At 61.1% G+C, this 13,471-nt stretch carries 13 protein-coding genes; 9 read left to right on the top strand and 4 right to left on the bottom strand.

What is annotated here, in order from left to right:
- Nucleotides 1–13 precede the first annotated feature (13 nt).
- Together mgtA and P9273_RS09415 are read right to left on the bottom strand one after the other, a co-directional pair.
- On the bottom strand, nt 14–2,644 hold the full coding sequence (gene mgtA, locus P9273_RS09410) for a magnesium-translocating P-type ATPase (RefSeq protein ID WP_278048660.1): 2,631 nt from the start codon (nt 2,642–2,644) through the stop codon (nt 14–16).
- 52 nt (nt 2,645–2,696) lie between these two features.
- Nucleotides 2,697–3,497 (bottom strand): universal stress protein, encoded by an 801-nt coding sequence (locus P9273_RS09415; RefSeq protein ID WP_278048661.1) that lies wholly within the window; start codon nt 3,495–3,497, stop codon nt 2,697–2,699.
- 252 nt (nt 3,498–3,749) lie between these two features.
- On the opposite strand from P9273_RS09415, the gene P9273_RS09420 reads away from it, so the two are divergent.
- Both P9273_RS09420 and fixJ read left to right on the top strand, forming a co-directional pair.
- On the top strand, nt 3,750–5,237 hold the full coding sequence (locus P9273_RS09420; RefSeq protein WP_278049020.1) for a PAS domain-containing sensor histidine kinase: 1,488 nt from the start codon (nt 3,750–3,752) through the stop codon (nt 5,235–5,237).
- Nucleotides 5,227–5,838 carry a response regulator FixJ gene (gene fixJ / locus P9273_RS09425; protein ID WP_278048662.1) on the top strand — a complete coding sequence of 204 codons (612 nt, stop codon included), beginning with the start codon at nt 5,227–5,229 and terminating at the stop codon, nt 5,836–5,838. The genes P9273_RS09420 and fixJ overlap by 11 nt, the downstream gene beginning before the upstream one ends.
- Here fixJ and P9273_RS32255 read toward each other — a convergent pair.
- Nucleotides 5,835–6,551 (bottom strand): hypothetical protein, encoded by a 717-nt coding sequence (locus P9273_RS32255; RefSeq protein ID WP_336619376.1) that lies wholly within the window; start codon nt 6,549–6,551, stop codon nt 5,835–5,837. The genes fixJ and P9273_RS32255 overlap by 4 nt on opposite strands.
- Between P9273_RS32255 and P9273_RS09435 the strand changes: the two genes are divergently transcribed.
- Nucleotides 6,550–7,092, top strand: a complete 543-nt coding sequence (locus tag P9273_RS09435; protein ID WP_278048663.1) for an Hsp20/alpha crystallin family protein — start codon at nt 6,550–6,552, stop codon at nt 7,090–7,092. The genes P9273_RS32255 and P9273_RS09435 overlap by 2 nt on opposite strands.
- A gap of 74 nt (nt 7,093–7,166) precedes the next feature.
- Here the strand turns inward: P9273_RS09435 and P9273_RS09440 are convergent, their stop codons facing one another.
- On the bottom strand, nt 7,167–7,349 hold the full coding sequence (locus tag P9273_RS09440; protein ID WP_278048664.1) for a hypothetical protein: 183 nt from the start codon (nt 7,347–7,349) through the stop codon (nt 7,167–7,169).
- 241 nt (nt 7,350–7,590) lie between these two features.
- On the opposite strand from P9273_RS09440, the gene hemA reads away from it, so the two are divergent.
- The 6 genes from hemA (at nt 7,591) to arcD (ending at nt 13,468) form a co-directional block, all read left to right on the top strand.
- Nucleotides 7,591–8,868, top strand: coding sequence for a 5-aminolevulinate synthase (gene hemA / locus P9273_RS09445; RefSeq protein WP_278048665.1), 1,278 nt, complete (start codon nt 7,591–7,593; stop codon nt 8,866–8,868).
- Nucleotides 8,869–8,945: 77 nt separating this feature from the next.
- Nucleotides 8,946–9,374, top strand: a complete 429-nt coding sequence (locus tag P9273_RS09450) for a DUF2267 domain-containing protein (protein ID WP_278048666.1) — start codon at nt 8,946–8,948, stop codon at nt 9,372–9,374.
- A gap of 3 nt (nt 9,375–9,377) precedes the next feature.
- Entirely contained in the window at nt 9,378–10,091 is a 714-nt protein-coding gene (locus tag P9273_RS09455; protein ID WP_278048667.1) for a phosphoribosyltransferase, read from the top strand.
- A gap of 11 nt (nt 10,092–10,102) precedes the next feature.
- Complete coding sequence (locus P9273_RS09460) at nt 10,103–10,552, top strand: pyridoxamine 5'-phosphate oxidase family protein (protein WP_278048668.1); 450 nt, start codon at nt 10,103–10,105, stop codon at nt 10,550–10,552.
- A 90-nt stretch (nt 10,553–10,642) separates the two neighbouring features.
- Nucleotides 10,643–11,887, top strand: a complete 1,245-nt coding sequence (locus tag P9273_RS09465; RefSeq protein ID WP_278048669.1) for an MgtC/SapB family protein — start codon at nt 10,643–10,645, stop codon at nt 11,885–11,887.
- A gap of 111 nt (nt 11,888–11,998) precedes the next feature.
- On the top strand, nt 11,999–13,468 hold the full coding sequence (gene arcD, locus P9273_RS09470) for an arginine-ornithine antiporter (protein ID WP_278048670.1): 1,470 nt from the start codon (nt 11,999–12,001) through the stop codon (nt 13,466–13,468).
- Nucleotides 13,469–13,471: the final 3 nt, after the last annotated feature.

The following is a 13,471-nucleotide window of genomic DNA, read 5'->3' on the forward strand; positions in this document are numbered from 1 at the left end:
CTTCCCGCCTGGCTCAGCCAGCCAGGCGGGCCGATTTGCTTACGGATCGGTCCCGACCTGAATTCCTTCGTCCGCGCGGCTTGCCGTTTTCGTGATCGAAGAGCAGGTGCTTGGTCAGCTCGGAGACAACAACATACGTCGCCGTGATCGCGAGCAGCCCCAATAGCACAGGCAGGGGCAAAGGCACCATGGCCAACCAGTTCGCGACAGGCGTGTAGGGGATTGAGATGGCAATGCCGCCGACCGTCAATGCGAGCGCCGCGAGCAACCGGCTAGGGCGGCTGGTCCAGAAGGCTTTCCGGGTACGAATGACAAGCGGGATCAAGAGTTGCGTCAGCAGGGACTCCACAAACCAGCCGGTCCGGAACATCGATGCCTCGGCGTGCGCGACATACAGCAGGAAGGCAAACGTCAAAAGGTCGAACAGCGAGCTGACGAGCCCGAAGCTGATCATGAACTTTCTGACGAAATGGATATCCCAATGGCGGGGGCGCCGAAGCTGGTCCGGATCGACATTGTCGCTTGCAATCGCAAGCGCGGGAATATCCGCCAGAAAATTGTTGAGCAGGATCTGCTTGGCCAGCAGCGGCAGAAACGGCAGGTAGAGAGACGCCGCCGCCATGCTGATCATGTTGCCGAAGTTGGCGCTGGTCGTGATCGAGATGTACTTCATCGTGTTGGCGAATGTTCTGCGGCCATCCTCGACGCCCCGCACCAACACGCTCAGGTCGCGCTTGAGCAAGATGATGTCCGCGGCTTCGCGAGCCACATCAACAGCCGTGTCGACCGAGATGCCTATATCGGCTTCGTGCAGCGCCGGCGCGTCGTTGATGCCGTCGCCTAGATAGCCGACGACGTGGCCGCTGCGGCGCAGCGCCTCGACAATGCGCTCCTTCTGGTTCGGATCGATCTCGACGAAGAGGTCGGTTTTGCGCACACCGGCAAGAAGTCCATTCTTCGTCAGCTTCGACAGATCCTCGCCGGTCATGATCCTGTCGGACCGGAGGCCGACGGCTTCGGCCAGATGCGCGGCGACATAGCGGTTGTCGCCGGAAATGACCTTGACGCCGATGCCGCGATCGGCAAGTGCCGACAACGTCTTGCGCACCCCTTCCTTTGGCGGATCGAGAAAGAGCAGGAAACCGCCGAACGCCATTGCGGTTTCGTCGTCACGGCTGAAGCCCGCCTTGTTCTGAAATCGCCGGATCGCCAGGCCAAGAACCCGATAGCCTTGCGCACTCCAGTGTCTGAATTTCTCCTCGATGGCCTCGCGCTCCGCCAGGTCCAGGGATCTCGAACCGTGCGGACCCTGCACGAGCGAACACACATCGAGAACATTGTGGACGGCTCCCTTGGTGATGAGTATCTCTTCGCGCATCCCTTCCCGCACGGCTACCGACAACCGCTTGCGAACAAAATCGTATGGGATCTCGTCGATCTTGGTGAAACGGTACAGATCGTCCCGCACAGGCTGCGCCGTCGTTATTGCCTCGTCCAAAGGGTTCTTCAGCCCGGTCTGCAGCATTGCGTTCAGCCGGGCCCAAAGCAGGACCTCGCTCGAAGGCTTGCCCTCGACATCGAACGATCCATCGAGGCGGATGACGCCTTCCGTCAATGTTCCTGTCTTGTCCGTACAGAGCAGGTCCATGCTGCCGAGATTCTCGATCGCATCGAGACGACGCACCATGACGCCGCTGGCGGCCATCGCCCGCGCGCCACTGGCCAGGGTGACGCTGATGATCGCGGGAAGCAGTTCGGGTGTCAGGCCGACCGCGAGAGCAAGCGAGAACAGCAGCGACTCGATCAAGGGCCGATGGAGCATCACGTTGGCGAAGAACACCAGGATGACGATCGCAAGCATGATTTCGGTCATCAGATATCCGAACATCCTGATGCCGCGCGCGAACTCGGTCTCCGGGACTCGTCTCTCCAAGGCCTCGGCGATCGACGCGAATTCGGTGCGCGCTCCCGTGGCGACCGCAAGCACCTTCGCTGTTCCGCTGCGAACCGACGTGCCGGTGAAGACCGCATTGGTCCGCTGCGCGATGCCGGCACCGGAAGCCGACCGGCCGGCGGACTTCACAACGGGAAAGGTCTCGCCGGTCAGAACGGACTCGCTGACATTGAAATCCCGCGCCTCCAGGATCACGCCATCGACCGGGATGAGATTGCCGGCCGACAGGCAGACGACGTCGCCAGGAACGATGGTCTCGACATCGACGCTTTGCTCGAAGCTGTCGCGCAGCACCGTGGCCTTGCGGGAGATGCGCTGCTGGAGCGCCTCCATCGCCCGGGAGGCTCCATATTCCTGGGTGAAGCTGAGGACGCAGCTTGCAAGCACGATCGCGCCGATGATCACCGCCTCATGGCCCTCGCCGACAAACACCGAGACGGCCGCGGCAAAGACAAGGATAAGCACCAGCGGGCTGCGAAATTGACGGGCGAAGACGGTGAATGCCGATCCGCTTGAGCGCGGGGCCAGCGCGTTACGGCCGAATTTGCCGAGCCGGATCGCGGCATCGACGCTCAAAAGACCGGATGTGGAGGTCTCCAGTTGCTCGACCAATCGATCTGTCTCGAGCGACCAGTAAGCATGCTCGGCAGCGCCAGGGGGGCGGTTGACCGATAGCGCCGCGCTCGCCATGGCGGTCGGCCGGTCCGTGTCGTCTGCAAATCCGGTCGCCATGACCCGGCATTCAGTTCGAAAGGAGACGACTGATGCCACTCTCGCCGATCAGCGAGCGCGTAACGCCGCCAAAGGCCCATTCCCTCAACCGGCTGTGACCGTAAGCCCCGGAAACGATCAGATCGGCATGGATGGAGCGTGCGAACGCCACCAGCCTGTCGCCGTCCGCCTCACCCATGATCACTTCGGTTCGCGCCATGATGCCGTGCTGCTCCAGAAACACCGCGACGTCGGCGAGGCTGTCTCGAACATCCGTTCCCAAGCGGGCTTCCATTGTGGCGACGACAACCTTTTTGGCCTTGGTAAGGAGCGGCAAGGCATCGGCCAACGCTCTTCGTGCCTCCCGGCTGTCCTTCCACGCGACAAGGACGGTCCCTCCGAGGAGATGCTCGGCATTGCCCGCCGCGACCAGCACTGGGCGCCCGGTTCCGAGCACAAGGCTCCCGATGTCGACGGCGCGATAAACATCCTCCCCGCCATTAGCGGTCAGGATGAGATCGGCAGAACGAGCTACCAAACCCAGAGCCCGGGTCGGGCCGCAAAAATACTGCGTCCACAAGCTACTAAGGGAAGCCTTTTCAAAACTGTCATGCAGCTCGGCGAGACGTTCCGCAATCTCCCTGCGATCCACTTGCATGATCTCGCCTTCGTAAACCATGCCTTTGTCCGTTGCCACCAAAGGCGGCACGTCGGCGGCCGCGAAGCCAATGAGACGGGCATCGAAGCCTTGCGCGAGTTCCGTAGCCAGCTTTATGATCGGCATCGGGTCTGAATCAACGGCCAGGTTGACGATGATCGTTTTGTAGGACATGCGTGCACCTCAGAAATGACGTATGTCCTCCTGATTGCCATCTGGTTGACTGCAGAACCTTGATACTGGTCAAATCGGTAGCCTGTGCGGGTGCCGGGGTGCTAAATCAGCAACCGCTATCTTCATTCAGAAGCAGGATCTGATGTGAGCAAGGGAGACCCAGCTATCGCGGACGCCAGCACTGACGCGGCTGCTTCGTCAGCTCGGCAGCCCGATGATGACGATCAGCCGGAACATGGGCTGCTTGCATTGATGTTCGAGCAGGCGCCGGGTTTCATGACATTGCTCAGAGAGCCCGGGCATGTGTTCGAGCTAGCGAATGCCGCCTATAAGCGAATGGTCGGCCAGCGAAAAATCATCGGCAGATCGGCGCGCGAAGCCTTTCCCGACCTCGAAGGCCAGGGCTTTTTCGAATTGCTGGACCGCGTCTACGAAAGCGGCGAGCCCTATGTGGGCCGAGGTGTCAAGGTCGTCTACCGCAACGCCGAAACGGGGGGCGCGGAAGAACGCATCCTGGACTTCGTTTATCAGCCCCTCAGAGCTAAGGACGGCCAAATTACAGCGATATTCGTTCAAGGCACGGATGTCAGCGAGCTGTCCTTCGCCAACGCCGCCCTGCAGCTGCGTGAGGATCACCTGCGCTCAATCCTGGCGACGGTGCCCGATGCCATGGTCGTCATAGACGAGAGCGCCAACATCCAGTCCTTCAGCACGGCCGCCGAGACATTGTTCGGCTACAAGGCCGGCGAGGTCATTGGCCAAAACGTCAAGATGCTGATGCCCTCCCCGTACCGGGAAGAGCATGACGCATACATGCATCGTTATCTGACGACCGGCGAGCGGCGCATCATCGGGATAGGCCGCACGGTAACGGGGATGCGCAAGGACGGATCCACCTTTCCGATGGAACTCTCCGTCGGCGAAATGCATCCGGGAACAGGCCGCTTCTTCACCGGCTTCTGCCGCGACCTGACGGAACGCCACAGAACAGAGGCCAGGATGCAGGAGCAGCAACAGGAACTGCTTCACATGGCAAGGTTCACCGCGCTCGGCGAAATGGCCTCGACCTTGGCGCATGAGATCAATCAACCGCTGACGGCCATCACAAACTATCTCAAAGGCAGCCGCCGTCTGCTTGAGAAAAGCAGCGACGAGAACGCCACTATGTTGCGAGAGGCTGTCGAAAAAGCCGCGGAGCAGGCCTTGCGCGCCGGTGACGTCATTCGTCGCCTGAGGGATTTTGTTGCCAGGGGAGAAAGCGAGCGCCAGGTCGAACGCCTGCCAGCGCTTATCGAGGATGCCTCATCGCTCGCTCTCGTTGGCGCGAGAGAGGCCGACGTGCGCGTCACCTATGACCTCGACCCAGCGGCAGAGCTTGTTCTGACCGATCGAATCCAGATCGAGCAGGTACTCCTCAATCTTATGAGAAACGCCGTGGAGGCCATGCAGGGCGCGCCGCGCCGGGAGTTGCGTATCTCGACAGCCTCTCGACGTGATGGGATGGCAGAGGTTGGCGTGATCGACACCGGGCCGGGGCTGACGCCCGAGGTTTCGGCCCAACTCTTCCAGCCCTTCGTCACGACGAAGAAGCACGGGATGGGGGTGGGGTTATCTATTTGTCGCACTATCATCGAGTCGCACGGTGGCCATATCTGGGCGGAGTCGATGCCCGGTGGCGGAACAGCCTTCCGCTTCACTTTGCGCTCGGTAGAAAAGGAAGAGGTCGACAGTGGCCAATGATGTCGTGCATGTAGTCGACGATGATGTCGATGTCCGCAAATCGCTAGGCTTTCTTCTCGCGACGGCCGACTTTGCGGTGCGACTCTACGAGTCGGCGACAGCATTTTTGGCAACAGAGCCGAAGCTGGTCGAGGGCTGCATTGTCACCGATGTGCGCATGCCCGGTATCGACGGCATCGAGTTCCTGCGGCAACTGAAATCCCGCGGTCTTGAAGTGCCGGTGATCGTCATCACGGGCCACGCCGATGTTGCGCTTGCCGTCCAGGCAATGAAGGAGGGGGCGGCTGATTTCATCGAAAAGCCGTTCGATGATCAGGTGCTCATCGACGGCATTCGTAACGCCTTGTATCACCGCAGCCAGCCCGTTGCGGCACACCCCCAGTCAAGCGAGATCCGGAAGAATCTCGGCACGCTGTCGGAACGTGAGCGGCAAGTGCTAGACGGGCTCGTCTCAGGTTTGCCGAACAAGACGATTGCCTACGATCTCGGCATCAGCCCGCGCACAGTTGAAATCCATCGCGCCAATGTGATGAGCAAGATGGGAGCAGGCAGTCTCTCGCACCTGGTACGTATGGCATTGATCGCCGACTCGAAAAGTTAAATCGGATCCTGCAGCGAGTTGCCCTGATATTCCTCTGGGTTCCAGGCACGCCAATGCGTGGGGCGTATGTCGACGCGCATCCCGGTCACGACATTCTTCCAGCCTGTGGAAGCCTTCTCACAGGGAAACACAAGCGCATGCACGCCATCGTTGTCGATGACAGCGAGTTCGAGATTGCGGCCCGATGGTGCGCTTGCGATGGGATTCCACATCCAATCAGTGTGCTGGAAGCGCCGTCCCGCGCTTTGATTTGAATCACTTTTCGGCCGCCGGTGCTTTTTTTCATGGCAATCCGCTGTCGGAACGTGCCTGAGATCGACAACATCTCCATGATGGCTGCTCCCCATAGAGGTGACCCCGTCTACGGCAAAGCCAGCTGACGACTTGACAGCAGTCAAAATCGCTCCGCTTGGGCATTGGATCGTTGCGGCGCTGGATCCGAAATCGACTTCTTGCCGTTTGACGCGGATCAACGATGCCTGTTCACGGCGGTGCTTTGATGCCGACCTCGACGGGTCAGCATGAATTGGCAAGGCGGGCGCGACGATCCGCGCCAAACGCGGAAATTTGCGAAGCAGATGCGCCAATTCAGCGAGCAAGCCTGTCGAGCGGGTCCGCCGACCTCCGGCTCCAACACCTGCGGGGCAATCCGCGGTCGGAAGAGCGGAAGACAGCGGTACCTGCTGATCAACCGTTCTTTGGAGAGAACCCATGGCTGAAGCCGCTACCAAACTGCCTGTGAGGACCGAGAAGAATGCCTCCGCCTCCGCCCGGACCGACAATTGGGTGGGGCCATTCGAGAGCCTGCGTCGCGAAATCGACCGGGTTTTCGATGATTTTCATCCGTTCGATTTCCGCCTGCCGTCCACGCATTCGCTCTTCGGCAGCGAACTTCCTGCATTGCGCAGCATTACCTGGCCGGTAGCACCGGCGATGGATCTAGTCGAAAAGGCCAGCGGGTTCGAGATCACCGCGGAACTTCCGGGCATCGACGAAAAGAACGTCGACATCAAGCTTGCCAATAACGTCCTGACCATCAAAGGCGAGAAGAACGAGGAGAAGGAAGAAAAAGAGAAGGATTATTATCTCTCGGAGCGGCGCTATGGCTCCTTCCAGCGATCGTTCCAGTTGCCCGACGGAGTGGATGCCGACAAGATCGACGCCAGCTTCACCAAGGGGGTGCTCACCGTGAAGCTCCCGAAGACGGCGGAAGCCCAGAAGGCTGAGAAAAAGATCACCGTCAAAGCCGGCTAGTGGCGATACGAGTGCCAGTGCCTGAAAGGTGCACTGGCACTGCTTTTCGAACTGGCTGTATCAGCTTACCGAGTTTAATCGTCCGGTTTAGAAGGAGCATCCTTCCTGTCGATAACGGCCTGCCGTTCCGCGATTTCGAGCTTATGCCGCTCGCGAGCAAGCAAGTCTTCAATGACCCGCCGCTTCTCCGGATCGGTTTCCAGGGCGAGCAAATCTTCGAAATGGGCGATATTGGCCCGTGCGATGAACCGGTCCACGACAGTCCTCAAACGCCGCTGAAACGTTTTGAGCTTACACCGGACCTGGCCGTCATCCTACCCGATTCAGTCACATTCTCCTGACTCCCGGCCTTTGGGCCAAGGCCCAGACTAATTCACGCGTTTTTGCCTGCATTTAAGAATTTGACCTGGCTCAATGTGAGAACCGTCCTTTATCGGCAAACGTAATCGAAGAACCTCCGGCGGCTACGGGTCGCCACTTGGACAGGAGACTTCGGGAATGAATTACCAGCGGTTCTTCGAAGACGCGATCGACCAGCTCCACGCCGAGCGTCGCTACCGCGTCTTCGCCGACCTCGAGCGCATGGTGGGCAAGTTCCCGCGCGCCATCTGGCGTTCCAACGGCCGCGCCCAGGAAATCACCGTATGGTGCTCCAACGACTATCTCGGCATGGGCCAGAACGCGGATGTGATCACCGCCTTCCAGACGGCGGCCGGCAAGATGGGCTCGGGCGCCGGCGGCACCCGCAACATCTCCGGCACCTCCAATCCGCTGGTCGAACTCGAGCATGAACTCGCCGACCTGCATGACAAGGAAGCGGCACTGGTGTTCACCTCCGGCTTCGTCTCCAACGAAGCCTCGATCTCGACCATTGCCCGGCTTCTGCCCAACTGCCTGATCATCTCGGACGAGTTGAACCATGCCTCGATGATCGAAGGCGTGCGGCGCTCGGGCGCCGAGAAGAAAATCTTCCGCCACAACGACGTCGCGCATCTGGAAAGCCTGCTGCAGACCGCCGGGCGCGAGCGCGCCAAGCTGATCGTCTTCGAGAGCGTCTATTCGATGGACGGTGACATCGCGCCGATCAAGCAGATCGTCGAGCTCGCCGAACGCTACAACGCCATGACCTATATCGACGAGGTCCATGCGGTGGGCATGTACGGCCTGCGCGGCGGCGGCATCACCGAGCGCGAAGGCCTGGCCGACCGCATCGACGTCATCGAGGGCACCCTGGCCAAGGCCTTCGGCACGCTGGGCGGCTACATCACCGGCACCAGTGCTGTCATCGACGCCGTGCGCTCCTATGCGCCGGGCTTCATCTTCACCACCGCGCTGCCGCCGGCGATTGCAGCGGCGGCCACCACCTCGATCAGGCATCTGAAGCGCTCGCAGGCCGAGCGCGACGCGCAGCAGCGCCAGGCGGCTCGCACCAAGCAGGTGCTTTCCGCCGCGGGCCTGCCCGTGATGGAATCGGCTACCCATATCGTGCCGGTGCTGGTCGGCGATCCCGAGCTTTGCAAGATGGCCAGCGACCGGCTGCTTGGCGTGCACGGCATCTACATCCAGCCGATCAACTATCCGACCGTGCCACGCGGCACCGAGCGGCTGCGCATCACGCCGACGCCGTTCCATTCGGACGCGCTGATCGCCGAATTGCAGGACGCGCTGGTCGAGACCTGGGATGCGCTGGGCATTCCCTATGCTGCATCCGGCCGTCCCGCCGTCGCCAAGACCGACCGAATCATTCCGCTCCTGGTGAACAATGCGGGCGGCTGAGGGCGGGGAGTAAGATCCGCGCAATGCACACCGGTCCGGCCCAAGCGAAAATCGAACCGAGTTGAAGGATGACAAAGATGACCCATTCAGTTTCACACACGTCCATCACCCACTCCGCCGAGCAGGCGCAGCAATGGGTTAACGAACTCGCCAGGGATCTGGATTGGAACGAACAGAGCGCATTTCGATTATTGAAATCGGTGTTACATGCCTTGCGCGACTGGCTCTCGCCCGAAGAAATGGCCGATCTGTCGGCTCAGTTGCCGACGCTGATCAGAGGCATCTACTTCGAAGGTTGGAATCCGGCCGCATCAGCCTGGGACCGCAGGAAGCGCGACTTCATCATCTGCGTCCGCAACAGCTTTGGCTACGAACCGGAGATCGATGTCGACAACGCCATCAGGGCGGTCTTCAAGCTTCTCGACCGCCACATCTCGCACGGCGAGATCGTCCAGGTCCGAAACTCGATGAAGAAGTCGCTGCGTGAGCTCTGGCCAGAGGGATGATCGATGTTTCGCGATCGACAAGATGCTGGGCAAAAGCTTGGTGCCTCGCTGGAGCTCCTGCAGTTGCAGGATCCAATTGTACTCGCCTTGCCGCGTGGCGGCGTACCCGTTGCTGCCGAGGTGGCCAAGGTCCTCAAGGCACCACTCGATCTGGCGATCGTTCGAAAAGTAGGAGCGCCGGGAAATCCGGAGCTGGCCGTTGCCGCTATCGTGGACGGAGACCCACCGGATGTCGTTCTCAACCGGGAGATCGTGGAAGCTTACGCTCTCGGGAACAGCGCCCTTCGTGTTCTGATCGCGCAGGAGCGCCCCGAATTGGAGCGGCGCCGGACGGAATATCGTGGGAAAGGTCGGCCGCTGTCGGTTGCCGGCAAAACGGTTGTTATCGTCGACGATGGGGCTGCCACCGGCACGACGATGAAGGTCGCGATTCGTGCGTTGAAGCGCCGTTCGCCGCGAAAGATTATTGTCGCTTTGCCGGTGGCTCCGCCAGAGGTCGTCGACGAACTTGCGCAGGAAGCTGATCTGACGATCTGCCTCAATCAGCCTGCGCGCTTTCGTGCGCTCAGCTATTACTATGGCAACTTCCCGCAGCTTTCCGACAGCGAGATTCTCGACGTGATGGCCGCGGCCCGCGGAGATTGGCGCAATGCCGAGGAAAGAAGGCGTTCCGGGGCGCAAACCCCCAACAAATCACGGCACGACGCCGGCACTTAGGAGCTTCATCGATGCAGATCCGCACACTTTCCGCCCTGGAATGCACAAAACTGCTGATGGCCAACCGCGTCGGTCACCTGGCCTGCGCCAAGGACGGGCAGCCCTATGTCGTGCCATTCTACTATGCCTATTCTGACAACCGCCTCTACGCATTTTCAATGGCGGGCAGGAAGATCGATTGGATGCGTGCCAATCCGCTCGTTTCGGTGCATGTCGGCGAACATGACGCCGGCCGAGGCTGGAGGAGCGTGGTCGTCAATGGCCGGTATGAGGAACTTCCGGATCGGATCGGACACAAGGTGCAGCGCGATCACGCATGGTCGTTGCTGAGCAGGCACGCCGACTGGTGGGAGCCAGGCGCGCTCAAGCCGATAGCCTCCTCAGACGCGGAGCATCTTCCCCATGTGTTCTTCAGCATCTTCATCGTGGAGGTTTCGGGCCGAGAGGCGTCGCAGAACTAACCCGACCATGGCGAGCTCAAGCTCAAGTTGTGGCAAGCCTGCCCCCAATGGAAGAGGCAGGCTGCAAATGCAGCTGGCCTGAGGCGCATCATGGATTCGCTCATCGTCCAACTCGCCGTCGCCTTGGCGATAGGCCTGCTCGTTGGAGTGGAGCGCGGCTGGAGAGAACGCGACTCGCCTGACAGGAGCCGAACAGCCGGCATTCGCACATTCGGCATCGTCGGACTTCTCGGCGGCGTTGCCGCGGCATTGGCCGAAGCGACCAATGCCATCTCGGTATTGATTGCCGCCTTCCTTGCCTTCGCAGGCATCTTTGCGTGGTACAAGGCTCGCGAGGCCGTGCATGATGAGGATTTCAGCGTTACGACCGTCATTGCGGGCCTCTCCGTGTTTGCCCTCGGCGCGCTCTGCGTGGCTGGCGATTCCCGCGTCGCGGCCGCAGGTGGCGCGGCGTTGGCGGCACTTCTCGCCAGTCGCGAAATCTTGCATGGACTCCTGAAGCGTCTGACCTGGATCGAGCTTCGCTCGGCATTGGTCCTGGCCGTGATGACGGCCGTAGTCCTGCCCCTGCTGCCCGATCGGACATATGACCCGTGGGGTGGCTTCAATCCGCGGGAAATCTGGCTGCTGACGGTGCTGATGGCCTCGATTTCGTTCGTTGGCTACGTCGCCGTGCGTGTCCTCGGAAACGCTCGTGGCTTGATTGTGAGCGCGCTTGCCGGCGCCGCGGTCTCGTCGACCGCCGTAACCCTGTCACTGGCTCGCATGGCCAATGCGTCGGACAATTCCTTGTCCTTCGCGGGCGCGGCTTCGCTGGCCGCGATGATCTCGATCTTGCGTGTGTGCCTCGTGGTTTTGATACTGGCGCCGGCGGTGACCGCCTTCATCGCCGTGCCCGCGCTGGCTGCCGCGCTGGCATTTGGCGTCTGCGGAACGATCGCATTGGCAATTCACGGCCGGAAGCCAGAGAGCCCCGGCGCGACGCGCAATCCATTCGAACTAATGCCGTTGCTGATCTTTGCATTGCTGTTCGCGGTCGCCTCGACAGCGAGCGCCGCGCTGGCCTTTCAATTCAAGGAACAAGGCCTGTTGGCGAGTTCCGCGATCGCGGGTGCGTTTGACGTCGACGCTTCGGTGCTCAGCGCCCTACGGCTGGCCAAGCAGTCGATATCGATCGAAACCGTTGGACATGCGGTGCTGACGGCGCTTCTGGCCAACGCAATCGGACGCCTGTTCCTGGCAGGTTTTGCGGGTCCGGTGAGATTCTGGTTGCCCCTGGCCGGCATGAATTTGGCCGCAGCTGTCGCGGGCTACTGCGCTGTGCTGCTCCGGTAGGATTGTTGCGGCCGCATCGCCGACGCTGAGATCCTGATTTGACCCGTATCAAAGCTGCCCGCCTGCTTTCCTGCTGAACTGCTTCCATCGTTCCAAAGGTGGGAGGGCCTCATGGCCACAACAGACATCAATATCCCTATCGGGCAAGAAGCTGTAAGTCCGGCGTCCACCAAGCTGCGACTGGGATCGCTGACAGCGCTCGTGATCGGCTCGATGGTGGGCTCGGGCGTGTTCAGCCTTCCCCAGAACATGGCTGCCGGCGCCGGCCCGCTTGCGATCCTCATCGGATGGGCCATCACAGCGGTCGGCATGCTTGCGCTTGTGTTCGTCTACCAGTCGCTGGCGGTGCGCCGGCCCGAGCTCGACGCCGGCCCCTACGCCTATGCCAGGGCCGGCTTTGGTCCGTTCATCGGCTTCAACAGTGCCTGGGGCTATTGGATCAGCGCTTGGGTCGGCAACGTCTCCTACGCGGTGGTCGTGTTCAGCGCACTGTCTTATTTCTTTCCCGCCTTCGGTGACGGGAACACCTGGCAGGCGGTGCTCGGAGCATCCATCCTGTTGTGGGTCATCCACTTCCTGATCCTTGCCGGCATTCGCCAGGCTGCGGTCGTCAACACCGTCGTGACCATGGCCAAGATTGCTCCCGTCGTCCTCTTCGTCGGCGTCGCCGCCGTCGCATTCAAGCTCAATGTCTGGTCGCTCGACTTCACGGCTCTCGGCAATGCCTCGCTCGGGACTGTCGCGGCTCAGGTCAAGAGCACGATGCTGGTGACGCTGTGGGTGTTCATCGGCATAGAGGGCGCCAGCGTTTTCTCCGCCCGGGCGGAGCGCCGCAAGGATATCGCGACCGCGACGGTGCTTGGCTTCTTCGCCTGCCTCGCGCTCTACGCGCTGGTGTCGCTGCTTTCGCTTGGCATCCTGAGCCAGCCCGAACTCGCCGCCCTCAAGAACCCTTCGATGGCGGGTGTGCTGGAGGCAGTTGTCGGCCCCTGGGGCGCCGTGCTCATCAATCTCGCGCTCGTCGTCTCGGTCATCGGCGCCTTCCTGAGCTGGACCTTGCTTGCCGCCGAAATCCCGCACGCGGCCGGCAAAGACGGGACCATGCCGAAGTTCTTTGGCCGGGAAAGCGGACGCGGCGTTCCCTCGACGTCGCTTCTGATCACGAACGTGCTCGTCCAGGCCTTCCTGGTGATCACGCTCTTCGCCCAAAGCACTTACCAGGCGCTCTTCTACATCGCCTCGGCCGCCATCCTCGTGCCTTACATCTTCTCCGGCGCTTTCGCCGCCAAATTGGCGTTGACCGGGGAAAGCTATCGAACCGGCGAAGGCAGAACAGGACCGCTCGTTGCCGGCATGGTGGCGACGATCTACGGGCTGTGGCTCGTCTATGCGGCAGGACCTGCGTATCTGTTCATGTGCGCGATCCTCTATGCACCCGGCGTCATCTTCTACGTCTGGGCCCGCCGCGAGAACAATCAGCGTGTCTTCCATCCCGTGGAAGCGTTCCTTGCAGTCGCGCTGGTCGCAATAGCAATCCTCGCCGCCTACGAGATGTGGACCGGCGCTGTCAGCGCGCTTTGAAAG

It is taken from the genome of Mesorhizobium sp. WSM4935 (genome assembly GCF_029625735.1).
In the GTDB taxonomy this organism is placed as follows: Bacteria; Pseudomonadota; Alphaproteobacteria; order Rhizobiales; family Rhizobiaceae; genus Mesorhizobium.